Annotated in this window: 24 protein-coding genes, 1 tRNA gene, 1 pseudogene and 1 riboswitch; of the genes and pseudogenes, 8 read left to right on the forward strand and 18 right to left on the reverse strand. The window is 52.8% G+C overall.

Annotated features, from left to right (window positions below; all coding sequences use genetic code 11):
* Positions 1–183: 183 nt before the first annotated feature.
* Positions 184–837 (reverse strand): 3,4-dihydroxy-2-butanone-4-phosphate synthase, encoded by a 654-nt coding sequence (gene ribB, locus BM427_RS10610; protein WP_090121455.1) that lies wholly within the window; start codon positions 835–837, stop codon positions 184–186.
* Between the two features lie 106 nt (positions 838–943).
* Positions 944–1,093: riboswitch (FMN riboswitch) on the reverse strand.
* A 122-nt stretch (positions 1,094–1,215) separates the two neighbouring features.
* On the opposite strand from ribB, the gene ubiK reads away from it, so the two are divergent.
* Positions 1,216–1,512 (forward strand): ubiquinone biosynthesis accessory factor UbiK, encoded by a 297-nt coding sequence (ubiK, locus tag BM427_RS10615; RefSeq protein ID WP_090121457.1) that lies wholly within the window; start codon positions 1,216–1,218, stop codon positions 1,510–1,512.
* A gap of 66 nt (positions 1,513–1,578) precedes the next feature.
* Here ubiK and hldE read toward each other — a convergent pair whose 3' ends face one another.
* The 3 genes from hldE to BM427_RS10630 are packed head-to-tail and all read right to left on the reverse strand — an operon-like array spanning position 1,579 to position 7,224.
* Positions 1,579–3,009: a bifunctional D-glycero-beta-D-manno-heptose-7-phosphate kinase/D-glycero-beta-D-manno-heptose 1-phosphate adenylyltransferase HldE gene (hldE, locus tag BM427_RS10620; RefSeq protein ID WP_090121458.1), complete on the reverse strand. Its 1,431-nt coding sequence runs from the start codon at positions 3,007–3,009 to the stop codon at positions 1,579–1,581.
* A 46-nt stretch (positions 3,010–3,055) separates the two neighbouring features.
* On the reverse strand, positions 3,056–5,905 hold the full coding sequence (glnE, locus tag BM427_RS10625; protein WP_090121459.1) for a bifunctional [glutamate--ammonia ligase]-adenylyl-L-tyrosine phosphorylase/[glutamate--ammonia-ligase] adenylyltransferase: 2,850 nt from the start codon (positions 5,903–5,905) through the stop codon (positions 3,056–3,058).
* Positions 5,906–5,922: 17 nt separating this feature from the next.
* The gene (locus BM427_RS10630) at positions 5,923–7,224 is read right to left on the reverse strand and encodes a CYTH domain-containing protein (RefSeq protein ID WP_090121461.1); all 1,302 of its coding nucleotides are present in this window, start codon (positions 7,222–7,224) and stop codon (positions 5,923–5,925) included.
* A 239-nt stretch (positions 7,225–7,463) separates the two neighbouring features.
* Between BM427_RS10630 and BM427_RS10635 the strand changes: the two genes are divergently transcribed.
* Positions 7,464–8,078, forward strand: coding sequence for a TIGR04211 family SH3 domain-containing protein (locus tag BM427_RS10635; protein ID WP_090121463.1), 615 nt, complete (start codon positions 7,464–7,466; stop codon positions 8,076–8,078).
* Between the two features lie 64 nt (positions 8,079–8,142).
* Positions 8,143–9,384, forward strand: coding sequence for a multifunctional CCA addition/repair protein (locus BM427_RS10640; RefSeq protein WP_090121464.1), 1,242 nt, complete (start codon positions 8,143–8,145; stop codon positions 9,382–9,384).
* 11 nt (positions 9,385–9,395) lie between these two features.
* On the opposite strand, the gene bacA is transcribed toward BM427_RS10640, so the two are convergent.
* Together bacA and folB are read right to left on the reverse strand one after the other, a co-directional pair.
* Positions 9,396–10,214: an undecaprenyl-diphosphate phosphatase gene (gene bacA, locus BM427_RS10645; protein ID WP_090121466.1), complete on the reverse strand. Its 819-nt coding sequence runs from the start codon at positions 10,212–10,214 to the stop codon at positions 9,396–9,398.
* A gap of 104 nt (positions 10,215–10,318) precedes the next feature.
* Complete coding sequence (gene folB, locus BM427_RS10650; protein WP_090121467.1) at positions 10,319–10,687, reverse strand: bifunctional dihydroneopterin aldolase/7,8-dihydroneopterin epimerase; 369 nt, start codon at positions 10,685–10,687, stop codon at positions 10,319–10,321.
* A gap of 161 nt (positions 10,688–10,848) precedes the next feature.
* Between folB and plsY the strand changes: the two genes are divergently transcribed.
* The gene (gene plsY, locus BM427_RS10655) at positions 10,849–11,457 is read left to right on the forward strand and encodes a glycerol-3-phosphate 1-O-acyltransferase PlsY (RefSeq protein WP_090121469.1); all 609 of its coding nucleotides are present in this window, start codon (positions 10,849–10,851) and stop codon (positions 11,455–11,457) included.
* 35 nt (positions 11,458–11,492) lie between these two features.
* On the opposite strand, the gene tsaD is transcribed toward plsY, so the two are convergent.
* Positions 11,493–12,506 carry a tRNA (adenosine(37)-N6)-threonylcarbamoyltransferase complex transferase subunit TsaD gene (gene tsaD / locus BM427_RS10660; protein WP_090121470.1) on the reverse strand — a complete coding sequence of 338 codons (1,014 nt, stop codon included), beginning with the start codon at positions 12,504–12,506 and terminating at the stop codon, positions 11,493–11,495.
* Between the two features lie 235 nt (positions 12,507–12,741).
* Here tsaD and rpsU point away from each other — a divergent pair, with 235 nt between their 5' ends.
* The 3 genes from rpsU to rpoD all read left to right on the forward strand — a co-directional run bounded on the left by rpsU (position 12,742) and on the right by rpoD (position 16,876).
* A complete protein-coding gene (gene rpsU / locus BM427_RS10670) occupies positions 12,742–12,957 on the forward strand; it encodes a 30S ribosomal protein S21 (protein WP_001144069.1) in 216 nt (71 codons plus the stop codon).
* A 171-nt stretch (positions 12,958–13,128) separates the two neighbouring features.
* Complete coding sequence (dnaG, locus tag BM427_RS10675) at positions 13,129–14,874, forward strand: DNA primase (RefSeq protein ID WP_090121473.1); 1,746 nt, start codon at positions 13,129–13,131, stop codon at positions 14,872–14,874.
* A gap of 157 nt (positions 14,875–15,031) precedes the next feature.
* A complete protein-coding gene (rpoD, locus tag BM427_RS10680) occupies positions 15,032–16,876 on the forward strand; it encodes an RNA polymerase sigma factor RpoD (protein WP_090121474.1) in 1,845 nt (614 codons plus the stop codon).
* A 228-nt stretch (positions 16,877–17,104) separates the two neighbouring features.
* Here rpoD and mug read toward each other — a convergent pair whose 3' ends face one another.
* Positions 17,105–17,611, reverse strand: a complete 507-nt coding sequence (gene mug / locus BM427_RS10685) for a G/U mismatch-specific DNA glycosylase (protein ID WP_090121476.1) — start codon at positions 17,609–17,611, stop codon at positions 17,105–17,107.
* 126 nt (positions 17,612–17,737) lie between these two features.
* On the opposite strand from mug, the gene BM427_RS10690 reads away from it, so the two are divergent.
* Positions 17,738–17,813, forward strand: a tRNA-Ile gene (locus tag BM427_RS10690).
* Positions 17,814–18,032: 219 nt separating this feature from the next.
* Here the strand turns inward: BM427_RS10690 and BM427_RS10695 are convergent.
* The 10 genes and pseudogenes from BM427_RS10695 to BM427_RS10740 form a co-directional block, all read right to left on the reverse strand.
* On the reverse strand, positions 18,033–19,373 hold the full coding sequence (locus tag BM427_RS10695; protein ID WP_090121477.1) for a DUF6602 domain-containing protein: 1,341 nt from the start codon (positions 19,371–19,373) through the stop codon (positions 18,033–18,035).
* A 56-nt stretch (positions 19,374–19,429) separates the two neighbouring features.
* Positions 19,430–21,090: pseudogene (locus BM427_RS10700) on the reverse strand (terminase large subunit).
* Complete coding sequence (locus BM427_RS10705; RefSeq protein ID WP_000113647.1) at positions 21,074–21,430, reverse strand: phage terminase small subunit P27 family; 357 nt, start codon at positions 21,428–21,430, stop codon at positions 21,074–21,076. Before BM427_RS10705 ends, BM427_RS10700 begins: the two are co-directional and overlap by 17 nt.
* A gap of 130 nt (positions 21,431–21,560) precedes the next feature.
* Positions 21,561–21,713: a hypothetical protein gene (locus tag BM427_RS25735; protein WP_167518552.1), complete on the reverse strand. Its 153-nt coding sequence runs from the start codon at positions 21,711–21,713 to the stop codon at positions 21,561–21,563.
* Positions 21,706–22,149, reverse strand: coding sequence for an HNH endonuclease signature motif containing protein (locus BM427_RS10715; RefSeq protein ID WP_090121480.1), 444 nt, complete (start codon positions 22,147–22,149; stop codon positions 21,706–21,708). The genes BM427_RS25735 and BM427_RS10715 overlap by 8 nt, the downstream gene beginning before the upstream one ends.
* Positions 22,149–22,442 (reverse strand): head-tail connector protein, encoded by a 294-nt coding sequence (locus BM427_RS10720; RefSeq protein WP_032979710.1) that lies wholly within the window; start codon positions 22,440–22,442, stop codon positions 22,149–22,151. The genes BM427_RS10715 and BM427_RS10720 overlap by 1 nt, the downstream gene beginning before the upstream one ends.
* Positions 22,439–22,777: a phage head closure protein gene (locus BM427_RS10725; RefSeq protein ID WP_032979707.1), complete on the reverse strand. Its 339-nt coding sequence runs from the start codon at positions 22,775–22,777 to the stop codon at positions 22,439–22,441. Before BM427_RS10725 ends, BM427_RS10720 begins: the two co-directional genes overlap by 4 nt.
* Positions 22,774–24,000, reverse strand: coding sequence for a phage portal protein (locus BM427_RS10730; RefSeq protein WP_139234402.1), 1,227 nt, complete (start codon positions 23,998–24,000; stop codon positions 22,774–22,776). Before BM427_RS10730 ends, BM427_RS10725 begins: the two co-directional genes overlap by 4 nt.
* 1 nt (position 24,001) lies before the next feature.
* Positions 24,002–24,562, reverse strand: a complete 561-nt coding sequence (locus BM427_RS10735; RefSeq protein ID WP_090121482.1) for an HK97 family phage prohead protease — start codon at positions 24,560–24,562, stop codon at positions 24,002–24,004.
* A gap of 52 nt (positions 24,563–24,614) precedes the next feature.
* Complete coding sequence (locus BM427_RS10740) at positions 24,615–25,781, reverse strand: phage major capsid protein (protein ID WP_090121484.1); 1,167 nt, start codon at positions 25,779–25,781, stop codon at positions 24,615–24,617.
* Positions 25,782–26,012 lie beyond the last annotated feature (231 nt).

Consider the following 26,012-nt stretch of genomic DNA (forward strand, 5'->3'; position numbering starts at 1 on the left):
TAGCATTATCTTAATGAATTATAAGGTTTTAAAACCGTTCTTCATGTCCTGGAACAGGTACCACTTTATAAGTAGCAACGTGAAATTTCAATGCGTGAATATTATAAATGCGACAAACATTGACGCAGGACAGGCAAAAAAAATCCGCAGCTTTCGGCCGCGGATTTTTATCACTAACGCAAGTTAGCTGGCTTTGCGCTCATGCTCCAGGCGGTAGAGCACCAGATCTTCAATGGTCACAACCGCCATATTGTGTTGCTTAGCAAATTTGATGCACTCCGGCGCGCGCGCCATTGAACCATCATCATTGGTTAATTCACACAGTACGCCCGCCGGTTTAAAACCAGCCAGCGTCACTAAATCGATCGTTGCTTCAGTATGGCCGCCGCGGGTCAATACGCCGCCTGACTGTGCACGCAGCGGGAAAACGTGGCCTGGACGGTTCAGATCGGAAGGTTTCGCGCCATCGGCAATCGCCGCGCGAACGGTGGTAAGACGGTCAGCCGCCGAAACACCGGTTGTTACGCCATGCGCTGCTTCGATAGTAACGGTAAAACCGGTGCCGTAGGCACTGGTGTTGTTCTCGACCATCATAGGCAGATCAAGCTGTTTACGGCGTTCGTCGGTCAGGCACAGGCAAACAATGCCGCTGCCGTGACGAATAGTCAGCGCCATCTGCTCAACGGTCATGGTTTCTGCGGCGAAAATCATATCGCCTTCATTTTCACGATCCTCGTCGTCGAGCACCATCACACCACGGCCTTCGCGTAGCGCGGCGAGAGCATGTTCAATACGTTCGAAAGGCGTGCCAAAAGAAGAAAGCAGCGTCTGATTCATGGTAAAAGACCTCAATAAAGTTATGGTTACCAGAATCAGGGCAGTCTTAGGAGTGTCGCAATGCGGCAAAAAAATAACGCGAGCGGGCAGCATCGCCCGGCAGATTCGTTACTCTCTCCCATCCGGACTTTAACCGTCGGCCCCGGAATTACACCGGATCTGCTGACCTTCAAACGTTAGCCTGAAGCGCTCGCGGGCTTTCAGCATCAGCTGATTTACCGCCGGTGGGGAATTTCGCCCCGCCCTGAGAATAAGCGAGATAACTATAACGCTATTGATAATCTTCGGCAATGCATGACCTTCAAACAATTCTGGTTTATCACCCGGAGTTATCACACTACAATGAATTATTGAGCCTATCCGAGCAGGGAACATAAAATGATTGACCCAAAGAAAATTGAACAAATTGCGCGTCAGGTTCACGAATCCATGCCCAAGGGGATCCGTGAGTTCGGGGAAGATGTGGAAAAAAAAATTCGTCAGACGTTACAGGCACAATTAACCCGCCTGGATCTGGTAAGCCGCGAAGAGTTTGACGTGCAAACGCAGGTATTGCTGCGCACCCGCGAGAAACTGGCGCTGCTGGAGCAACGCCTGAGTGAACTCGAAAACCAGGGTAAAAGTGCAGAAGTAAAACCCGCTCCGGCCATTCCACCGGTAGACGATCAAGTATAATTGCTTTTACGCTGGCTAGCGCGAGCGCTTTGCGGGCCTGCTCATTACGCAGGCCCGATAACAGATTTAATCGCCCTGCTTCTGGATCTTTTTGATGATATTGGTGGTTGAACAACCATCTTCAAAGTTGAGCACCAGCACTTCTCCGCCGTTAGCCCAGACTTCTTTGCTACCCGCAATATCTTCCGCTTTGTAGTCACCGCCTTTTACCAGCAGATCCGGCAGGATCCCGGCAATCAAACGCTGCGGCGTATCTTCTTCAAACGACACGACCCAATCTACCGCTTCCAACGCGCTCAGCACGATCATGCGCTGCTCCAGCGGGTTGACCGGACGGGTTTCGCCTTTCAATCGTTTGGTGGAAGCGTCACTATTAACCGCAACAATCAGGCGATCGCCGAGCTTGCGCGCATTCGCCAGATAAGAGACATGCCCGGCGTGGAGAATGTCGAAGACACCGTTAGTCATCACCACCTTTTCACCGCGCTTACGCGCCGCAGCGACTGCCACTTTCAGATCGTCTTCACTCATCACGCCGAAGCCGGTTTCTGCCCGGCCGCGTACGGCATTTTCCAGCTCGATAGGTGATACCGTTGAGGTACCGAGTTTACCAACCACTACGCCTGCGGCTGCGTTCGCAAAATAGCAGGCTTCTTCCAGCGAATTACCCGCCGCCAGTGTTGCCGCCAGCACACCAATCACCGTATCGCCGGCACCAGTCACGTCATACACTTCCTGCGCCTGGGTCGGCATGTGCAACGGCGCTTTGCCCGGTTGCAGCAGCGTCATACCTTGCTCGGAGCGGGTCACCAGCAACGCAGAAAGGTCGTAATCGGCAATCACTTTCATGCCACGTTCAACGATCTCGTCTTCGTTTTTGCATTTTCCGGCCACCGCTTCAAATTCCGACAAATTTGGGGTCAGCAGCGTAGCGCCGCGATAGCGCTCAAAATCAGTGCCTTTCGGATCGATCAGCACCGGTATGCCCGCTTTACGCGCCAGCGCAATCATCTGCTGAACGCTGGCCAGTGCGCCTTTGGCGTAATCAGAGAGCACAAGCGCGCCAATGCTACTGAGCGCCTGGCTGATACGCTCATGCATCGGCAGTGGATCGATGCCTTCAAACCCTTCCTCAAAGTCCAGGCGGATCAATTGCTGATTGCGCGACAAGACGCGCAGTTTGGTAATGGTAGGATGTGTGGGGACAGAAACGAAGTCGCATTTTACATTGACATCCGCCAGCGCCTTGCTCAGTGCGCGCGCCGCGTCATCAATACCTGTCAGGCCCACCAGACGCGCGGTTGCGCCCAGCGAAGCAATGTTCATCGCCACGTTCGCCGCGCCGCCCGGGCGCTCTTCAATCGTATCGACTTTCACCACCGGTACCGGGGCTTCCGGAGAGATGCGGCTGGTTGGCCCGTACCAGTAACGGTCCAGCATCACATCGCCAACCACCATTACACCCGCCTGGTTAAACTCTGGTAGCGTCACTTTCATTCCTGTCTCCTGAGAGATACAAAATTTGCGCGCGATAATATCACACTTACGCCGGGGCGCACGGTTCCACCAGCCACTTGTCCCAACTGGTTTTGATAAGCTGCCGTTCGGCGACAAAACACGACGACGCCACATGCCCCGGCAACTCCTGTAATGCCAGGTGGTGCAACTCATCGCGCAGCGTGGTGTAAGCCTGCGCCAACGCCAGCGCTTCCTGTTCATTCATGATATTGTTCTGTGCCAGTCCTTCCAGAATGCGCACGTTATCAGACCAGCGCGTCAGCTTCGGTTTGTCATGCGCATAGCGCAGCACCAGATACTGAGCGATAAATTCAATGTCGGTGATGCCGCCTTCATCGGCTTTCAGATCGAAGCGATCTTTATGCTTGTTACCAAGATGGGCGCGCATCTTCTCGCGCATCTCGCGTACCTCGGTTTGCAATGTTGCGCCATCACGCCGGCTCATCAGAATATCGCGACGAATAGCATCAAACTCCACGGCCAGTTGCGGATCGCCATACACCACGCGCGCACGCGCCAGCGCCTGGTGTTCCCACGTCCAGGCTTCATTTTTCTGGTAATCCGCGAAGGATTCAGTGGTGGTCACTAACATTCCTGCTGCGCCGGACGGGCGCAGGCGCGCATCCACTTCATAGAGAATGCCGGACGAAGTACGCGTGCTGAACAGGTGCATAATGCGCTGGGCCAGGCGCAGATAAAACTGACGGCCATCGATCTCCCGCTCGCCGTCGGTCATCACATCCATCGGGCAATCATGTAAAAAGACCAGGTCGAGATCGGAGCTGTACCCCAGTTCCCAGCCGCCCAACTTACCGTAACCGACCACGGCAAACCCGCGCCCTTCGCGATCGCGCAGATGCATTGGCTGGCCATAACGCGCCACCATTTGGCCCCATGCCTGCTGCACTACCGCATCGATAATCGCCTCCGCAAGCCACGTCAGGTGATCGCTTACTTTCATTACCGGTAGCGTACCGGCGATATCCGCCGCAGCGACGCGCAGCAATTGCGCCTGTTTAAACTGCCGCAGCGCTTCCAGTTGTTGCTCTTCATCATCCTCCGGCACGCGGAGCAGATATTGCCGCAGTTCATCGCGGTAGGCATTCATTGCCGTCGGCTGGTAAAGCGTAGTGGGATCGAGCAACTCATCGAGCAGGATGGGGTAACGCGCCAGCTGGCTGGCCACCATCGGCGATGCCGCACAAAGGGAAATAAGATGCTTCAGCGCACCAGGGAATTCGCTCAGCAGCTCAAGATAAGTGGTACGCGTAATAATGCCTGTCAGCAGCGGCGTCAAGCGCGACAACGGCACGGGCGCGTCGTCGCGCGAGCAGACATCGCTCAGCAAATGCGGCATCAGATGATCCAGCACCTGGCGCCCGCGCGGGCCGATGGTGCGCTTATCCATCTCTTTACGGAAATCAGCAATCAGCGCCACTACGCGACGGCGATCGTCATCGGAAAGATGAGCCAGCACTGGCGTGGTGTCATCTTCCTGTAGCGCATCCTGCCACAGTTCGCGCCAGTTTTCGGAAAGCACATCTTCCGGCGAGTCGCTCTCGTCGTCGCCAATCAACTCATTGAAGACGCGGCGTACAGCGGCCATATGTATTTCCAGCGTGCAGCTAAGATCATCCCAGCTTGCCACGGCCATTCCCCAGGCCAGACGGGCGCGGTTAAGATCGTCGCCCGGCAAGGTCTGCGTCTGTTCGTCATTAATGCTTTGCAGCAGGTTTTCCAGACGCCGCAACCAAAGGTAAGCCGCCCGCAACCTGTCAGCTTCGCCTTCAGGTAACAGATGTAACTGATCAATGGCTTCCAGCGTGGGTAACAGCGAACGTGATTGCAGCATCGGTTCACGGCCGCCGCGAATCAACTGAAAAACCTGCACGATAAATTCGATTTCACGAATGCCGCCCGCGCCCAGCTTAATGTTGTCTTTCAGGCCACGGCGGCGTACTTCGCGGGCAATCATGCCTTTCATATTACGCAGTGACTGGATCACGCTGAAATCGATATAGCGGCGGAAAACAAAGGGACGCAGCATGGCACGCAGCTCACGCGCGTGTTCACCGTCGTTATCGCCCATAATGCGCGCTTTCACCATCGCATAGCGCTCCCAGTCGCGCCCTTGCTCCTGGTAATAATCCTCCAGCGCGGCAAAGCTGAGCACCAGCGGACCGCTATCGCCGAAGGGCCGTAAACGCATATCGACGCGGTAGACAAAACCATCCTGCGTTGGCTGGTCAAGCACCTTGATCAGCCGTTGCCCCAGACGGGTGAAGAACTGCGCATTATCCAGCTCGCGTCGGCCACCACGGGTTGCACCGTTTTCCGGCCAGGCAAAGATCAGATCGATATCGGAAGAGAAATTGAGTTCGCCGCCACCCAGTTTGCCCATGCCTAAAATCAGCATCGGCTGCGCCACGCCCTGCGGGTTACAGGGCGTTCCCCATTCTCGGCAACAGGCGTCGTACAGCCAATCCCGCGCGGCGACGATCAGCGTTTCCGCCAGCACGCTTAGTTGCTGCAGGACATCTTCTTCTGCCACCAGCCGCAATGCCTGCACCCAGGCAATACGCACCATCACCCGACGGCGGAACTGACGCAGAACGCGCATCAGCGCCGCTTCATCCGTGACATCCCGCAGCGCCGCATTGAGCCAATGCGCGTAATGCTGCCACTCCGTTGCCTGCGGCGGCGCGCTTTCCAGCTCGGCCAGCCATTCAGGATATATGATGATACTGTCCTGAACAAAATCACTAAAAGTGAGTACTGACTGCGCCTGTTCACTGAGTGGCTGCGCGGTTAGCGCCTCCGGCAGACGGGAAAGCACAGTGTGCCAGTGCTGCGATAACGGCGAGGCATGCGGCATCCGAAGTGTCCTTTAAGTTAGCGTTTTCCGCTGTGCAGCCAGAACGGCTCCTGCATAATTGCGGTATTACGAAAGTGCTCAATCTCGATTCTCTGACGCGTTTCAATCGCGTGGTACAGCCCCTGCCAGTTCTCAAGCCATTCGTTTGCCAGAGCGGGATCGTAATGGCCCGCCAGCAACAATGCACTGTCGATGTCACGCGCCAGGCGCGGCAACTGATCGCGATAACTGTCACCCAGCGGTTGCGCGAAAGCTTTTTTCAGCTCTGCCGCGATGCGCGAAAGATGTCCGTCGGCGAAGCGTTTAAATGAATCGGCAAATTTTGCCTGCGCTTTTTCATCAAGGAAAGCGCGCCAGCCCTGCGTCACCAGCCACTCGGTCAACAGCAGTTTTGCCATTGCCGAAGACGCATTCCACACCGCAGTGGCGGCAGAAACCGCCGAAGTCAGCGTGGCTTCCACCTGTGTCAGTAAATCACGTAAGTGAGCGCTCGCTTTACGCGGCACGATACCGCCAAAAAGCGTCAGCGTATGGCGGATTAAGGCAATCGCACGCAGTACATCCTGCTTCGCCGCGTTATTGCCGCGCACCCACAGTTCTTCATGGTATTGCCACTGGGAAAGCGCCTGTTCCAGCGCAGCAGCAAAAGCTTGCTCAACGCTGGCCTTCGGGGCAGTTTGCAGAATGGCCATTGGACGGCGCTCGCGTAGGGTATTGCCCTGTGCCAGGTGATAACCGCGAGCAGCTTTGCTCAGGCTTCCCTGACGCAAAACGGAGAGCGTGACTAATTGGCGTGCCAGTTTAAGAATATCTGCAGGATCACCACTCAGCAGCTCCAGCTCCAGTTCGCAAATCGGCTCGGCGTAATCGCCGGCTTTCACTTCGCCGAGATCAAGGCCAATCTCAATTCGGCTCTCACCGACATTGACCAGCCATTTTTCACGGTAAAAATCGGTACTGAATAGCGGACGCGTACGTGCCTGTAAATCAGCAGGCAGCTCGCCATCCGGCCACACTTCGGCAGGAAAGTGCGACAGATCCAGTTCCGGGCTGGCAAGCGGTATATTGTATTCAGGACGCTGATGTAAACCGCCAATCACCCGTCCGGCAATTTTCATCGTCATCTCATACTGGCCATCAAAACCCCGGATGCGCAGCCCCATATCATGTCTACGCAGCCAATTGTCCGGCGTCTCATAGTAAATATTCAGTAACTGGCTGGCGGCGATATGTTCTTCGGTCAGCGTATGCAGATGGTGACGAAGCGTTTCCACGCTGTCGGCATTAACGATAAACTTTAATTCGATTTCCTGAGCCATGGCCTTGCACTTATGGTTATGTCACATCAGTGAAAATTTCGGCGAACTAACGCCCCTGATGTTTGTCAGTAGATAGTATTGTGTGCCAAATTGCCATGCAATGCGCAATTTGCTGGGTGCAAAAGTTCGTATAAGCGCGCAGTTTGACCTGGAAGATTCCGATTGATGCCACCTGCCGGGTGTCGTCAGACTGATGTCACTGTTTCCCATTCACATTTAACGAAAATAATGACTGCCTGATGCCAAAATTACGCCTGATTGGATTGACCCTGATTGCACTGAGTGCGTCCGTTGGGATCCACGCTGAAGAAAAACGGTATGTGTCCGACGAACTGAATACTTGGGTACGTAGTGGCCCTGGCGATAATTATCGCCTTGTCGGTACGGTAAATGCTGGCGAGGAAGTGGCTCTGCTGCAACAAAACAACGATTACGGCCAGGTTCGCGACAGCACCGGACGGACTGTCTGGATCCCACTGAAAGAGTTGAGCGCAGAGCCGAGCCTACGAACTCGCGTGCCGGAGCTGGAGAACCAGGTTAAAACGTTGACCGATAAACTGAACAATATCGATAACACCTGGAACCAGCGCACGGCTGAAATGCAGCAAAAAGTGGCACAGAGCGACGGGGTGATAACCGGCCTGAAGGACGAAAACCAGAAGCTGAAAAACGAGTTAATTGTCGCGCAGAAGAAAGTGAGCGCGGCGAATCTGCAGCTGGACGATAAGCAGCGCACCATCATTATGCAATGGTTTATGTATGGCGGCGGTGTGCTGGGCGCGGGTCTGCTCCTCGGCCTGCTGTTGCCGCATATGATCCCAAGCCGCAAGCGCAAAGATCGCTGGATGAGTTAAGCACATTCGCCATCTTCTCTACACTTACGTATTATCTGTCGACTTATGTGTAGAGGAGAGTGGTGTGAAGAGTTATCTGGTCGGTGGTGCTGTACGTGATTCGTTGTTAGGCCTGCCAGTCAAAGACAGAGACTGGGTTGTGGTCGGCGCCACGCCGGAAGAGATGCTCAACGCGGGCTACCAGCAGGTAGGTCGCGATTTTCCTGTGTTTCTCCATCCGCAAAGCCGCGAAGAATATGCGTTGGCCCGCACTGAGCGTAAATCCGGCTCGGGTTATACCGGTTTTATCGTTCATGCCGCTCCCGATGTCTCCCTTGAACAAGATTTACTGCGCCGCGACTTAACGGTCAATGCACTGGCACAGGACGAAAAGGGGCACATCATCGATCCGTTCAATGGTCAGCAAGATCTGTGTAACCGCATTTTACGTCACGTCTCCCCGGCATTTAGCGAAGATCCGCTGCGCGTGCTGCGTGTTGCCCGCTTCGCAGCACGCTATGCTCACCTCAGTTTTCGTATTGCCGACGAAACGATGTCACTGATGCGCGCTATGACCGATGCTGGGGAACTGGCTTATCTGACCCCGGAACGCGTCTGGAAAGAGACCGAGAATGCGCTGCATACCCGTAATCCTCAGGTCTATTTCCAGGTGCTGCGCGACTGCGGCGCACTGAAGGTGCTATTCCCGGAGGTCGACGCGCTGTTTGGCGTGCCTGCTCCGGCGAAATGGCATCCGGAAATCGACACTGGCGTTCACACACTGATGACGCTGACAATGGCCGCGATGCTCAGCCCGGAATTGGACGTGCGTTTCGCCACGTTATGTCACGATCTGGGAAAAGCGTTGACGCCAAAAGAACTCTGGCCACGCCATCACGGACACGGCCCGGCGGGCGTCAAACTGATCGCAGGGCTGTGCCAGCGTCTGCGCGTACCGAACGAGATCCGCGATCTGGCAAAACTGGTGGCGGAGTTTCACGATCTGATCCACACCTTCCCCATTTTGCAGCCCAAAACCATTGTGAAGTTGTTCGACTCAATTGATGCATGGCGTAAACCACAGCGCGTAGAACAAATTGCCCTGACCAGCGAAGCCGATGTGCGCGGACGTACCGGTTTTGAAGCTTGCGACTATCCGCAAGGACGTTTACTGCGCGAAGCGTGGGAAGTGGCTCGTGCGGTTCCAACCAAAGCGGTGATTGAAGCCGGTTTTAAGGGGGCGGAAGTCCGCGAAGAGTTGACGCGCCGCCGGATAGCCGCGTTGGCAAAGTGGAAAGCGCATCGTTGCCCCCAGCCCGCAGACTGAGGGCGCGAGCCTTAGAAGAAGACCAGGTACACTACCGCTGCAACAACAAAACGATAAATCGCGAACGGGATAAACGAGATGCGTTTAATCAGTTCCAGGAAGGTTTTGATGGCGATCAGCGCGACAATAAAAGCGGTGATGAAACCCACGGAAAACATCGGAATATCGCCCGTAGTGAGAAACCCCATGCTCTTGTAGAGATCCAGCGCGGTTGCGCCCAGCATCATGGGTACAGCCAGCAGGAAAGAGAACTCTGATGCGGCATAACGGCTAACGCCCATCAGCATACCGCCGGAAATAGTCGCACCGGAACGGGAAAAACCCGGCCACAACGCCAGACACTGGAAACAACCAATAATGAATGCCTGGCGATAAGTCATATCATCTACGCCCTGCGCCCGCGGCACTTTCGGCTTCAGCACTTCTGCGGCAATCAGCAGGAAACCGCCGACCACCAGAGCATAAGTCACATTGAGCGTGTTAAACAGCGACTTAATGGTGTCATGAAATACCAGCCCAATCACCACCGCCGGAATCATACCTAAAATGATATGAATCAGAGAAAGGCGTCCCGTACCGGTGCCTTCATGCGGTTGTACGCCGAAGTGAATACCAATTAAACCAAACAGGCGTCGCCAGAACATCACGACAACCGCCAGAATCGAGCCCAGTTGAATCACAACCTCGAACGTTTTTGCTGTATCACCTTCAAATCCCAGCAAATGGCCGACGATAATCATATGGCCAGTACTGGAAACTGGCAGAAACTCCGTCAATCCTTCAACGACACCCAAAATGGCTGCCACTAGCAGCGAATGTACATCGCTCATCAATAAACCCCTAAAAAAGAAATTGAAAAAGGCCCCTGAGGAGTAGCCGTGAATGGCCATCATCTATGACCTGAATACTAGCGCTTGGTTTAACTATTATGAATTTAAATACTTTCTTTCAGATTTAACCCACGCTCAATGATTACACCGACACTCTGCGCCCGCGCCACGGCGCCTGGTTTGCTCAGTTTGATGCGTATCCATGGTGAATGAAAACGCGCCTGCAGCAGTTCTGCCACCTCTTCTGCAACACGCTCGACCAGCGCAAAACGCCCGCCTTCCACATGGCTGACAACCACATCGGCAATATCGGCATAGCTGAGGCAATCATTCACATCATCACTTTTCGCCGCCTGACGGTTATCCCAGGCCATTTCGATATCGAACACCAGTTTCTGCTCAATGGTTTGTTCCCAGTCGTAAACACCAATGGTGGTGATTACCGAAAGCTGCTCAATAAATACAATATCCATCACATTCCACCTACAGTTTGTTTCAACACTGTGCCGCCAGGCCTGATCTTTCCTGCGCTCTGGCAGATTTTGCGCATTCACTGGATACCACTTTCCAGAATTTATGCGTATTATCCATCGATGCAGAGAATAAAACGACTTTTTCACAACGGAACAGCGTCATGAGTGCAATCGCGCCTGGAATGATCCTCCTTGCGTACCTTTGTGGCTCAATCTCCAGCGCCATCCTGGTCTGCCGCCTCGCCGGTCTTCCCGATCCGCGAGCAAGTGGTTCTGGTAATCCCGGAGCGACCAACGTCTTACGCATTGGCGGCAAGGGAGCAGCCGTAACGGTACTGATTTTCGATATTCTGAAAGGAATGCTGCCCGTCTGGGGGGCTTACGCGCTTGGCGTAACACCGTTCTGGCTGGGGCTTATTGCTATCGCTGCCTGTCTTGGTCATATCTGGCCGGTATTTTTTAAATTCCAGGGTGGTAAAGGCGTAGCGACAGCATTTGGCGCGATTGCGCCGATTGGCTGGGATTTAACGGGCGTCATGGCGGGAACCTGGCTTTTAACCGTGCTGTTGAGCGGTTACTCATCGCTGGGCGCGATTGTCAGCGCGCTGATCGCACCTTTCTATGTCTGGTGGTTCAAACCGCAGTTCACCTTCCCGGTGGCGATGCTTTCCTGTCTGATTCTGTTACGTCACCATGACAATATTCAGCGCCTGTGGCGCCGCCAGGAAACCAAAATCTGGTCGAAGCTGAAGAAGAAAAAACAAGAGTAAGCCCGGCGTTATCTCAGCAACCGGGCTGTCACAGTTTACGCCGCTGGCAGATCCGCCAGTGGCCAGCGCGGACGAACTGTTACGCCAAGTCCGGCATCATTTCCTGCTTTCAGACGTACCATACCAGCATAAGCGATCATTGCGCCATTATCGGTACAAAACTCAGGACGCGCATAAAAGACTTCGCCACGACGCTTTTTCATCATTTCTGCCAGTCTCGCCCGCAGAGTGCGGTTGGCGCTCACGCCGCCCGCCATCACCAGACGCGTAAATCCGGTCTGATCCAGCGCGCGTTTGCATTTAATCATCAGCGTATCAACCACGGCATCCTCAAACGCTCGTGCAATGTCGGCACGGGTTTGCTCGTCATCGCCATTGGTACGAATGGTGTTCGCAGCAAAGGTTTTCAACCCGGAAAAGCTGAAATCCAGCCCCGGACGATCGGTCATCGGACGCGGGAAGACAAAACGGCCTTCAGCGCCCTGTGACGCCAGTTTTGACAGCATCGGCCCACCGGGATAATCAAGCCCCAACAGTTTGGCGGTTTTATCAAACGCTTCCCCTGCGGCATCATCAATTGACTCGCCCAGCAGTTCGTAATGCCCCATGCCGGTCACGCTGATGAGCTGCGTGTGCCCGCCGGAAACCAGCAGTGCCACAAACGGGAACGCCGGGGGATTTTCTTCCAGCATCGGCGCCAGCAGATGCCCTTCCATATGGTGAACTGGAATCGCCGGGACATCCCAGGCGAAAGCCAGCGAACGTCCGACCGTCGCGCCAACCAGCAGTGCGCCGACCAGGCCAGGTCCGGCCGTGTAGGCCACCGCATCGATATCTTTTGCCACAAGCCCGGCTTCTTTCAGCGCGGCCTGAATCAGTGGCACAGTTTTACGCACATGGTCACGGGAAGCCAGTTCCGGCACCACGCCGCCGTAATCAGCATGCAGTTTTACTTGACTATACAGTTGGTTGGCTAAAAGCCCCTGCTGGTCGTCATAAATTGCGATGCCAGTTTCATCGCAGGATGTTTCAATGCCCAATACACGCATGGATCTTTACCTCTTTGCAATACCGCGCAGTGTAGGGCGAATACTGGTCGATGTAAAACTTTGCTCACCCCAGGCAAGGAGTTCGTGTATACTCCTCACCCTTACAAAAGTCCCTTTCAAAAAGCGCGTCGGTGCTTTACAAAGCAGCAGCAGTTGCAGTAAAATTCCGCACCATTTTGAAATATGCTGGTGTGAACGCCAGCGGCAAACCGAATTAATCAAAGGTGAGAGGCACATGCCGGTAATTAAAGTACGTGAAAACGAGCCGTTCGACGTAGCTCTGCGTCGCTTCAAGCGTTCCTGCGAAAAAGCAGGTGTTCTGGCGGAAGTTCGTCGTCGTGAGTTCTATGAAAAACCGACTACCGAACGTAAACGCGCTAAAGCATCTGCTGTGAAACGTCACGCGAAGAAACTGGCTCGCGAAAACGCACGCCGTACTCGTCTGTACTAATCTTTTGAGAGCGGCACGCTCTCAGATTTAGACCGAGTTGTAGTTGTAAGGCCGTGCTTCCGAAAGGAATGCGCGGCTTATTTTCGTTTATAACCTGATATAACCAGCGTGATTTTCGCCACATTCAGCGGCCTGAAGAACGGGGGGTTATAAAAGATCAAAACGGGGCCTATGGCTGGACGAATCCCACGTGTTTTTATCAATGACCTGCTGGCACGCACCGACATCGTCGATCTGATCGACGCGCGTGTAAAGCTGAAAAAGCAGGGCAAGAACTACCACGCGTGCTGTCCATTCCATAATGAAAAAACCCCTTCTTTCACCGTAAACGGTGAAAAACAGTTTTATCACTGCTTTGGTTGCGGCGCGCACGGTAACGCCCTCGACTTTTTAATGAACTACGACAAGCTCGAGTTCGTGGAAAGCGTCGAAGAACTTGCCGCCATGCACAACCTTGAAGTGCCTTTTGAAGCAGGCAGCGGGCCCAGCCTGATAGAGCGCCATCAACGACAAACGCTCTACCAACTGATGGACGGGCTTAATGCATTTTATCAGCAATCTCTGACGCAACCTGCCGCTGAACCGGCGCGCCAGTATCTGGCAAGGCGCGGTTTGAGTAGCGAAATTATTGCGCGTTTCGCCATTGGTTACGCCCCTCCCGGTTGGGACAACGTGTTAAAGCGTTTTGGCGGCAATAGCGAAAACCGCAAATCTCTGATCGATGCCGGCATGCTGGTAACAAACGATCAGGGACGCAGTTACGATCGCTTCCGTGAACGGGTGATGTTCCCCATACGCGACAAGCGTGGTCGGGTGATTGGTTTTGGCGGGCGTGTGTTGGGTAACGAGACGCCCAAATACCTCAACTCCCCGGAGACCGATATTTTCCATAAAGGCCGCCAGCTGTATGGCCTTTATGAAGCGCAACTGGATAACGATGAACCGCAGCGCCTGTTGGTCGTCGAAGGGTATATGGACGTGGTGGCGCTGGCGCAGTACGGCATCAATTATGCGGTTGCTTCGCTGGGCACTTCTACCACGGCGGATCATATCCAGTTGCTGTTCAGAGTGACGAAAAACGTCATCTGCTGTTATGACGGTGACCGGGCAGGTCGTGATGCCGCCTGGCGTGCGCTGGAAACCGCGCTACCTTATATGAACGATGGCCGTCAGTTGCGTTTTATGTTCCTACCGGATGGTGAAGATCCGGATACGCTGGTGCGTAAAGAGGGTAAAGCGGCATTTGAAGCGCGGATGGAGCAGGCTCAGCCGCTCTCCACGTTTTTGTTTAACAGCCTGTTGCCGCAGGCAGATTTGACGACGCCGGATGGTACCACGCAACTTGCAGCGCTGGCCTTGCCGTTAATCAATCAGGTGCCAGGCGAGACGTTGCGCATTCAGCTTAGGCAGTTGCTGGGGAACAAAATTGGTATCTTCGACGATACGCAACTTGATCGTTTAATGCCAAAACAAGTGGAAAACAGCGCTCAGCGCCCCGCTCCGCAGCTAAAACGCACAACCATGCGTATACTTATAGGGTTATTGATCCAGAACCCAGAGTTAGCATCGGCGGTTCCGCCGTTAGAAGGCCTGGATCAATCCAGGTTGCCCGGGCTTGGCTTATTTGCAGAACTGGTCAACACTTGTTTGTCACAGCCAGGCCTGACTACCGGACAGTTGCTGGAGCACTATCGCGGCACTAAAGAAGCTGCAACCCTTGAAAAGCTGTCGATGTGGGACGATATAGCAGATAAGGAAATCGCAGAGAAAGCGTTTACCGACTCGCTCAATCATATGTTTGATTCGATGCTTGAACGGCGACAGGAAGAGCTGATAGCTCGCGATCGTACGCACGGTTTAAGCAGCGAAGAGCGCCGGGAACTCTGGCAGTTAAACCAGGAACTGGCGAAAAAATGAATTCAACGGCTTAAGTGCCGATAACCGATCGGGTTGATCCCGACAGCCGCGATGAGGGCCAGCGGCAAAAATATAAATACACCCTCGCGTTAAATGTTGGCTGCTTATTTCGCCGACCGACACCAACCCTCATGAATTTAAGTGTGGATACCGTCTTATGGAGCAAAACCCGCAGTCACAGCTGAAGCTTCTTGTCACCCGTGGTAAGGAGCAAGGCTATCTGACCTATGCCGAGGTCAATGACCATCTGCCGGAAGATATCGTCGACTCCGATCAGATCGAAGACATCATCCAAATGATCAACGACATGGGCATTCAGGTGATGGAAGAAGCACCGGATGCTGATGATTTGCTGCTGGCTGAAACCACTGCCGACACGGACGATGACGCTGCCGAAGCGGCTGCGCAAGTGCTTTCCAGCGTGGAATCTGAAATCGGGCGCACGACCGACCCGGTTCGCATGTATATGCGTGAAATGGGGACCGTTGAACTGCTGACCCGTGAAGGCGAAATTGACATCGCCAAACGTATCGAAGACGGGATTAACCAGGTTCAGTGCTCCGTTGCCGAGTACCCGGAAGCCATTACCTATCTGTTAGAACAATACGACCGCGTCGAAGCAGAACAGGCGCGTCTGTCCGATTTGATCACCGGCTTTGTCGATCCGAACGCGGAAGAAGATCTTGCGCCAACGGCAACCCATGTCGGCTCTGAGCTCTCCAGCGAAGAGATGGATGACGACGATGATGAAGAAGATGAAGAAGACGATGACAACAGCGATGATGACAACAGCATCGATCCTGAGCTGGCACGTGAAAAATTCGGCGAACTGCGTACACAGTACGAACTAACTCGTGACACGATCAAAGCCAAAGGTCGCAGCCACGCTGCGGCACAGGAAGAGATCCTCAAGCTGTCTGAAGTCTTCAAGCAGTTCCGTCTGGTGCCGAAACAGTTCGACTACCTGGTAAACAGTATGCGTATCATGATGGATCGCGTGCGTACCCAGGAACGCATCATCATGAAGTTGTGCGTTGAACAGTGCAAAATGCCGAAGAAAAACTTCATTACGCTGTTCACCGGCAATGAAACCAGTGAAACCTGGTTCAATGCCGCGCTGGCGATGAACAAGCCGTGGTCCGAAAAGCTGCATGAAGTGACGGAAGACGTTCAGCGCAGCCTGCAAAAACTGCAACAGATTGAAGAAGAAACAGGCCTGACCATTGAGCAGGTAAAAGATATTAACCGTCGTATGTCCATCGGCGAAGCGAAAGCACGCCGTGCGAAGAAAGAGATGGTGGAAGCGAACCTACGTCTGGTTATTTCTATCGCCAAGAAATACACCAACCGTGGTCTGCAATTCCTCGATCTGATTCAGGAAGGCAACATCGGTCTGATGAAAGCGGTTGATAAGTTCGAATACCGCCGTGGTTACAAGTTCTCCACCTACGCAACCTGGTGGATCCGTCAGGCGATTACCCGCTCCATCGCGGATCAGGCGCGCACTATCCGTATTCCGGTACATATGATTGAGACCATTAACAAACTCAACCGTATTTCACGCCAGATGCTGCAGGAAATGGGTCGCGAACCGACGCCGGAAGAACTGGCCGAACGCATGTTGATGCCGGAAGATAAAATCCGCAAGGTGCTGAAAATCGCCAAAGAGCCAATCTCCATGGAAACACCGATTGGTGATGATGAAGATTCGCACCTGGGTGATTTTATCGAGGATACCACCCTCGAGCTGCCGCTGGACTCAGCCACCACCGAGAGCCTGCGCGCGGCGACGCACGACGTTCTGGCGGGTCTGACCGCCCGTGAAGCGAAAGTACTGCGTATGCGTTTCGGTATCGATATGAACACCGACCACACGCTGGAAGAAGTGGGTAAACAGTTTGACGTTACCCGCGAACGTATCCGCCAGATCGAAGCGAAAGCACTGCGTAAACTGCGCCATCCGAGCCGTTCTGAAGTGCTGCGTAGCTTCCTCGACGATTAATTTTCTCATATCGTTGTAGTGAAAGGCTCCCAGCGGGAGCCTTTTTTATTGCCAACGGAAAACCACGTCATGTAGGCGTGGTCATCAACAAGTTTTGTCTCTGCCTTATTGCCTTTAGATTTAAATCTTACAGGAGTGGTAGAAACTTCTTTTTAAGGGTTTTGGTACGCCCTTTTAGGCTGCAATCAATGCCGCCTTTTATGAAGGCGGATTTTTACTTCCGCCGCGCTACAGGCCTCTTGTCACCAGCGCATCGTCCAGTTCGCGGTAAGCGGCTACCAGCTTATCCAGTGTCGCGCGATTTAGCCCGCTGGGGTTCGGCAGCACCCAAACTTGCGTTACGCCAATACTCATTGTCTGCTTGCCCCAGTTAGCACCTCTGATACTGAAGGCCTGCTCAAAGGCTTGTTTGCCGAGGATCGCCAGCGCAGCAGGTTGATACTCTTCCATCTTCATAACCAGCTCTCTGCCGCCGGTGCGCAACTCATGCAGCGCCACTTCGCTGGCCTGCACCGTCGGGCGTTCCACCAGCATAGTAATGCCACAGCGCGTATCCAGCAGATGCCTCTCCTCTTCTGGTCGCAGCAGCCTGTCGGTAAAGCCCGCCTGATGGATCACCTTCCAGAATCGATTGCCTGGGTGCGCAAAGTGGAAGCCGGTATGAGCAGAAGATTTACCCGGATTGATACCGCAAAACACCACGCGCAGCCCGGGAGCGAGAATATCATTGATCATAGTTATTCCTGGTCAATTGTCATAAGTACCAGTATAAGGGATTGAAAATGCGCTGTTTATAAAAACATCAGACAGGATATTCATGCTGGATTGCAGGGGTAAGTTACTTTATAATCCCCCCGCTATGGCCCCTTAGCTCAGTGGTTAGAGCAGGCGACTCATAATCGCTTGGTCGTTGGTTCAAACCCAACAGGGGCCACCAAAAAATCAAGGGCTTGCGTGAAAACGCAAGCCCTAAACATTTTGTAGGATACCTATAGGATACCGGGCACAAGTAACTTCAAGTACAAGCGCCACCTCAAAGATAATATCTTACAGTTGGATAACCTTAACCCCTTAGGTAGAGTTGCCTTAGATTCCAACCCGCATTGTGTACATTGACCATAAAATTAAGTTGGCAAAAGGAATATCCATTTCGAACTCATTTTTTACATTTAGGGCATGAGTGCAACATATTCTCTTTTACTATATAATAAAAAGGTATTACTATATCCATATTGGAACAAATTATTCTATAGTACGCACATGGCGGTGCGGTAAAGGTTTTACCCTCAAACTCAAATGGTTGCGGGTCCATAAACATAATTTCTGTCGGTAAAAGATTTTCTGGATTGTAAACCACAACATCAATCGGCTGCCTATTATAGGCATCTTCATTATCTCCTGCCCTTCCCAAGCCGAGATCGAGCAACTTTATTAAATTTATTTTTTCTTTAGAGACACAATATAACAAAATACATTCCAATGCTGACTCTTTAAAAAGCCGGTGATATTCCCCATGCAATTCACAACGAGCCAATTCATTTAAAACACCAGATGAGAATCTATATGAATAATCACCTGCCGTTAAAGGCAAACTTCTATATTTAAGGATGTCAGTGCTTATCTTAAGAGTATTATTTAACAATCTGATTATTATCTCATAAAAATGGCTCAATGAGTTCTCATCGCGATCTGGAAAACCATGAACTATTACATCTTTAGCATTAACCATTCTGTCTGAATTCAAACTCAAATACTCTGTTTCTGTGCCAAATATAAAATACCCTTGGTTAAGTATAAAAATAGCATTGGGTAATTCACTTGGCTTATTTTTTAAAACCTCTGCTTGTAATAAATCAACTATCTCATGCCAGTCCATCCCTGATTCGTACGCAAAAATCACCCCAAACCCATTTATTGATGAGTCTCCATTACCAATAAAAAAAGCAGAATTACTTACTCTCTTTAATTTTTTATAAGATTTTATGTTATTAATTGCGCTTACCAACTCCTTTGATGTTAACTTTGATTTTACCTGAACCACTCCATAAACACACTCAGCTGAGTAAACATCGTAAGCACTATTTCGCTGCATTAGAACATATCTGTCGAGATAATCATAAAAAACAATATCCATCTCATTACTAATATGCCCCGATGTGGCTGCAACCCTTGAACTCCTCTCAGAAATAGAGTATTTCGGAGGAAATAATCCGCTCGCCTTAATGAAATCTTTGAGGATATTTTCCCTGGCATTACCGAGATCTCTCGGATGCCTTAGCCCTTTAGTTTTCTCGTATTCAAAAATTATATTATCTTGAAAAAACTTCAATTCCCTATCGATACCATAAAAGTCAGTTTCTTTATTTCTTAAATCACCAACGTGCTTATTTAAATTTGAAAAATAGCTCCTTACACTTTGCTCCCGCACCTTAAATACATCCCTCCGAGCCCGTTCATCCTTAGTTATCCTAGTTCTCTTCTGACCAGCCCCTTTCATTTAATTACTCCACGATATAAATGTTAATGACATATAATTAATAGCAAAGTCATTTTTTAAATACCATTAAATTCCTTCAATCTTGCCTTATAGGTAGAACTCATTTCAAAAATAAAATCTTCATGCTCCGCAAGAAAGGTACCGAATGCCATCAGCGCAGCGACTGCTGGGTCAATTTTGTTGGAAGATTTTTTTTGTTGGGCTTGATGTTGGCATTAGCATCAGACTCCATCACAACGTTACCAATCGCCCAGGCCAAAACCGGATCACCGCGGTGGCGCACCACCTTGCGGTTAACGAATACCTCAAAGGATTTCGCTACTGGGCTGAACTTGAGATAGGTTTGCGGGAACGGCTCCACATCAAGGCCCGCCCCCTGTAGCTGGGTGCGCAGATGCGTGGCGTTCCACGTATCGAATCCCACCAGCCGGATATTGAAGGTTTCAGCATCATACAAAATATCATCACGGATGCGATCATAGTCGATGCAGTCGCCTGGCGTGGTGCGTATCCAGCCCGCTTTCACCCACTGGCGGTAGATGGCGCGGTTTTTGTTGGCGACGTTAAGCAACTGCGCCTCCGGCAGATAATGCCGGGTCAGGAGTCGGATCTCCCTGTCGAACGGGAAAGCGTAACTCACGCTGGTAATGTCGCTGGTTGAGGACAGGTCAAACCCGGCGTAGCACTCCATTCCGGCCAGATCGTCTTCGGTATAGTCGAGCGCGCAGGCATCCCATGCACCGGCACCCATCCACGGCGTGGAGCCTTGGCACCAGATATTGAAACGCTTGGTCAGCATTTCCACCCATTGAGACGGTATGCCCCGCGCTTTCTGGATGGTGGACTCCAGTTTCGCCGCATCAACGGACACATGCAGGTTGGGGTTAGCCTTGATCCACATTTCCGGCTGCTCAACCTCGCTTTCGTCGTCCAGCTCGTAGATCAGGACAAACAGAGAATCGTTGTTCTCTTCCCCCGCCAGAATTTGACAGCAGTAATCATAATGCTGCTTACAGGCAGAGACAACGTTACTCCCGGCGGTAGTTATGGCAAACAAAATCGCCTCCGGACGTGCCCCCATACCCAGCTCAAGGGCGGAATAAACGCCGTTATCAGGGTGAAGGTGGTACTCATCGACAATCGCCAGGCTGGGGTTAGTCCCTTCAATGGTGGCCGCTTTCGCCGCCAGCGGCTTTAACAGGCTGTTGCTCTTCGGGAAAATGACCTTGTGTGCCTGAATATTTACGCGCTTTTTCAGCGGTTTTGACAGCAGGCACATCTGGCGGGCATCGTCGAACACGATTCGGGCCTGATCCCGGCTCACCGCCGCCGTGTAGATATCCTGCTGGCCCTTCTCCATTACCAGAAACCAGTTAGCCAGCATGGCGGCCACGGTGGATTTGGCATTCTTACGCGGCACCTCAATAAAGGCGCTGCTGTACTTACGGCGGCCTGTCTCTCTGACTTTAAAGCCCAGCAGGTTAGCAAAGGCGAACTGCTGCCACGGTTCCAGATCGATTGGCTGGCCCCGAAGCGGGCCTTTGACGTGTGGACAGAGCCGGGAGAACGCGATAAACCGCTCTACGGTCGCCGCGTCGAACTCGTAACGGGGGTCATTGAGGTCTGAAAAGTACCTTTCGACGGCCTGTTTCACCCGCTTACAGGCCGGAATTTCGCCCGTTTTTATCGTATTTGCATACTCATTCCAGACGGTCAAGCTCGTCCTCCTCTTCCGTTTCTACCGGGTTACGACGGCGGCTTACCGGATCAAAGCCCAGCAGCGACGACATTTTAATCATGATTTTTTCAGCATCGGCCTTTGCGCTCAGTGCCGGATTTCGGCTCTCGCCACCCTGGCTGTTAACAATGCTGAACCCACGGCTGGCAAGGTCTTCCACTGCTTTGCGGTACATCGAATAGTTGACGCAAAAAAGCTCAAGGTTGTTCCAGTCGGCGGGTGTCAGATCGCCACGCTCGGCCAGTTGCTTCGCCTTCGCTTTCCACTGCTGCGCGGCTAACTCATCAAGGTAAGCTGGCGGTTTTGGTGGTCTTGCCATAAAAAATTCTCGTTTCCATCGCGTTTTATTTTCAAAAAAATCACCGTGCGTAAAAATTTGAGGGGGCGGGCGGTGCCTTGCACCCGGGGTTTTGTCCTGAAAGCCTCCCCCACCATGCCCATGCGGCCCGTCAGCGGTTGCGGAAACATTCCATCACCTCCCGATCACGTTCACTCATACGCTTCACGGGGTGGCCCTCATCACGTCTGACACGGCCCTTCATGAAGCCATCACGGCAGCGCATCAATGATCGGTACAGATTCACCACGTCTTTCTCATTCATCGCGTGCCTCATACATCCAGTCATTACGTTGTGCTGCAAGCTCTTCCTGCTCGCGGTAAAGACCTGCTTTGCGCTGCACTTTGGTGATGGGGTCTTGCTGTGTGGTCTTCTGGTTATGATGCGTCTGGCATAACGGCTGGTGATTCCACTCAGGCCAGAACAGAACATCATTACCGCCGTCGACAGGGATGATGTGATCGACAATCTTTGCAGGTACGTAGAGGCCCAGCTTCTGGCACTCAACGCACAGGGGATAAAGTTTCAGATACTGAGCGCGGTACTTCTCCCATGAAGCTGAATAACCGCGGGCGCGACGGTGGCCGCGTCGGGCATCCTCTGCCCGCCACGCTTCCCGCTTGTGCTCATCGCATTTGCCGGACTTCACCCGCTTATTGCATCCCGGCTCGGTGCACCGGCGTAGTGGTTGCCACGGCATCAGTACACCCCCACATCACGGTAGACAGACCACAAAGCAGAGACCGCCATCGGTATCTCTCTGGTGTCGGTATCACCAATCATTGTGCGGTACTCATACAACTGAGAGACGTACATCAGGCAGCCAATCCTGATAGCGGGGGTAAACTCCAGACCGTTATCAAATCGCTTGCCGATATGCTTCTGGCAAACTTCCAGCGCCGCTTCTATATACGCCTGTATCAGAGTGTCTTCGTAATCATCATCAATACGGCAATGCAGCTTTGCTTCTTCAAGTGTGATTTCTGCTGTCATTTTTCCGTTCCTGTCTTACAGAGAATTTCCAGCCGCGTACCTTCCGCATCAGGTACAGGAGGCCCGATAATATTGAGAGTGCTGCCAGCAAATGGGCCAGTGAGTACTTTCAGACGACTGGCGGCCGTGATATCACGGCGAAAACGCACCCACACGCGGATTGTCGCTTCGGCAAGCTCAGCACCTGACGCCATTAATTCCCGACCGCTGATCCCCTTTACCTCAGCCCAGATAGTTTCCCCGTCTTCCCATACCTGAATAACCTGCCCAGAAGGTGTTCTCGATGAAGTGAAAGTGCGGATAGTGACGCGATTTCTCAGTCCTCCGGCTCTCATTCGTCACCTTCCTTGTTGTCATTGCTGATCTTCACTTCCTGTTTCCATGCCTGGCTGTATTCGTCGCCACCTTCACGCGGCGGCATCCCCTCTTTTTCTCGCGCTTCGTTCGGATTAATAATCCCGTTCTTGATCCCGCGCTCATAAGTGGCGTAACGGTCGGTAGGGGTGGCACGAAGAAGATCGGCAGAGTCGAATTCCACCTGATAGCGGATGCCCGGTACAGGTGATGCCACCAGCAGCGCGGATTTAATCTGTTGCTCGAAGTTGGCCAGCCAGGGGCGCATTGTCATGGTGAGAAAGGCGCGGCTCGCCTCACTGAAGTTGCTGTAGGTGCTGTTGCTGTATTCCTGCAGAAAGATGGGCGACACGTTGAACATGCGGGCAATGTCTTCAATAGAGAACCGGCGGGAGGCCAGCCACTCGGCATCCTGATTGCTCATGCCAAGCTGCTCGTATTCCATGCCACCTTCAAGGATCGGCGTTTTACCGGCATTTCTCGCACCTTTGTAACGCTCCAGCGCATCCAGCGCTTTCTTGCCGTTAGTGCTGTCGAGCCATTCTTTAGCCTTCACGATACCCGCCGCCATCATGCCGTCTTTCATAATGCTGGCGCCGTGGCGCTGCTGGGCCAGACCTAACCCCAGCGCCTCACGGCAGATGGTGATCGGCGAGCGCCCCAGAAAACCATCATCGGTGGAGTAACGCAGGTGCAGAATCTCTTCCTGCAGGTAGGTACGTACTACCCCGGTAAACGGTTCAGTGATGGTGTATTTGTACTTATGTTCGCCGATACGCTCAGGCACCACTGCACCCGGCGCATACGGATGCAAGGACTGCGGCTGGCCGTCGCGTCCCCACTGGATCACCGCATAGGCGTTACCGTTCAGCAGGCAGTGGCGCATCATCGTGCGTTTGAACTGGTATGGTGTCTGGCAGTTGTTAGGCTGCTCATTCAGCAGAAAATCGACCGGGTGATTGCTCAGCCATTCCCGCGCCTCGCGCCCGTTATCGTTGCGCACCAGATACAGATAGCAGGGCATTGTTGCCACTGCCTCGCTGATAACTGCCACGGCATTCATTACCGCCGGCAGGGATTCCGCAGTGCCCGCAGACACATATTCGCCTGATCCGGTATTTGGGATCCCTGCCATCGCCAGAAACTCATCAATGGTCATGCTGCGCTGATCAGTCTTACGGCCAAAAGGCCAGATATTCCACATATCACAGCCCCGCTAATTCAGCCCAGCGGCGGCGGTTATCGCCAGCGCGGCGCAGTTCAGGATGCTGCGAGAAAAGAGAACGGTGCGCGATTTCCACACCGGATTCGGGATAAGCAGGCATAGAGGTAACGGTGATTTCCCGTAATTCGGCAGCGATCACGGTGCGCAGATAAGGAGACTGTCCGACATCCCACGCCTCTTTAAGTGCCCGGAAACCGAAACTCATGCCGAAGATATCCCCTCGCTCCACCAGCGCCAGCACATCATTACCAAGTTGAGTGTCTGGCGGCGTGAGTTCGAAGCGCAGCCCGGTATCATCTTCTGCCAGCACCAGCGTGCCGGATTTGGTACGCCCCAGAAGTTGGGTATAGTTATGCTCGTACAGCGCCCGTACATCACTGCCGGATGCCAGGCTGTCTTTAAACGCCCCGGGCGAGAACTGCTCGCGGAACTCATCCCAGATCACTTCAGACAGGCTGTTCCAGCGCACGGCATAACCCACCAGCTTTTTGTTGCTGGCGCTCAGATCGGAAGTGCGGATTTCAAAATCGATTGTTTTCATTGTCTGGACTCCACAGAGGGCAAAAAGGGGCCGAAGCCCCTTAAACATCAAATCAGGAACCGGAGCCGGAAAGCTCAAGTACCTTGATGGCGCGGGAGTCCACCACGCCGCCGCCCAGGTATTTATCGGTATGCACCTTGTAGAAGCCGGGCTCAGTGATGTTGTCGGGACGGGTACGCACTCCAGTGGTGTGATCCACAATGAAATAGCCGCGTTTGAAGTCACCCACAGCCAGGAACGCTTCACCCGCAGCCGCATCAGGCATGGTTTCCAGATACTGAACCGGACGGCCCAGCAGGGTATCAGGGGAGTCAGCGACAAGACGATCGCGCCAGATGTAATCCCCGTTGCCGTTTTTCAGCTTTTGCAGCGTAGCGGCCGTGTTGGAGTTCATCACCCATACGGCATTTTTGCGGTATTTGGCTTTCAGCTTGTACAGCAGGTCGATCAGGCCATCGGAGTTAACAGCAGCGGTGGCCATCTTCTCCAGCGTGCCGAACGGACGGGTTTTATCGCTGGTGGCCGCACGAGGATAGGACAGGAACCCTTTGGATTTCTTATCACCATCGCCGTTCACAAAGTCACTTTCTTCAGTAGCAGTGAAGGTGTCGGTAATTTCAGAAGACAGCCAGCCCAGAATATCCACCTCAGAGAAGTCGAGGATCTCCTGAGTGGTTTTCGGGTAGGCGTAGATCGGGTTGAGTTTGATATCAACACGCTCCATCTTCGATGTGCTGGTTTCGGTACGTTCTTCACCTTCGGTGCCGCGCTTAACGTTAGTCCCACCCACTGACACCAGTTTCTGGTATTCATTGGTTTTGGTGGTCTTCACCGTGGCGATAGAGCGCATAACGCTGTCATCCTGCAACTGGCGCATGATCTCTTTGTCCAGCTCAGGGATAACGGTATAGCCGCCATCACCCTGCACCAGCGTGGAGAGCGAGCGGGTGTCGCCGGTCATGATGTAGTGGCGCAGCTCATCATTGGTCACACCTTTACCGTCAACGGAGGTACCTGGCAGATTGCGCTGATCGTCGGCGACGGCTTCAAGGCGGGTAATTTCAACTTCAAGCGCGTCAGCCTGGGCACGGAGTTCATCAAACTGTTTGCCCTCTTCATCAGTCAGGCTGCGTTTTTCACTGTCGGCTTTTTCCAGCATGGATCGCATCTGCATTTTGAGTGCGGTTTTCCGCTGGCGTAATTCGAGTAATTTCTTCATGGAGTGGTTTCCGTAACAATTAACGTTGAGACGTGAAACCAGCGCAGAAAGGGGGAAGGCCAAAAATCACTGTGCCAAGCGCGGCGGATTTATGGCCCAAGTGGCGGCTCACGTCTGAGTGCCACTAATCAAGTTATATATGAAAAAATAAAATAAAACCCCCTCTTGAGTAAGGAGTAAGAAAGAGTAGAATCATGTAAGCATAATTTACATTTATTTTAATAAGGTTAG

Source organism: Kosakonia arachidis, from assembly GCF_900116535.1.
Taxonomy (GTDB): Bacteria; Pseudomonadota; Gammaproteobacteria; order Enterobacterales; family Enterobacteriaceae; genus Kosakonia; species Kosakonia arachidis.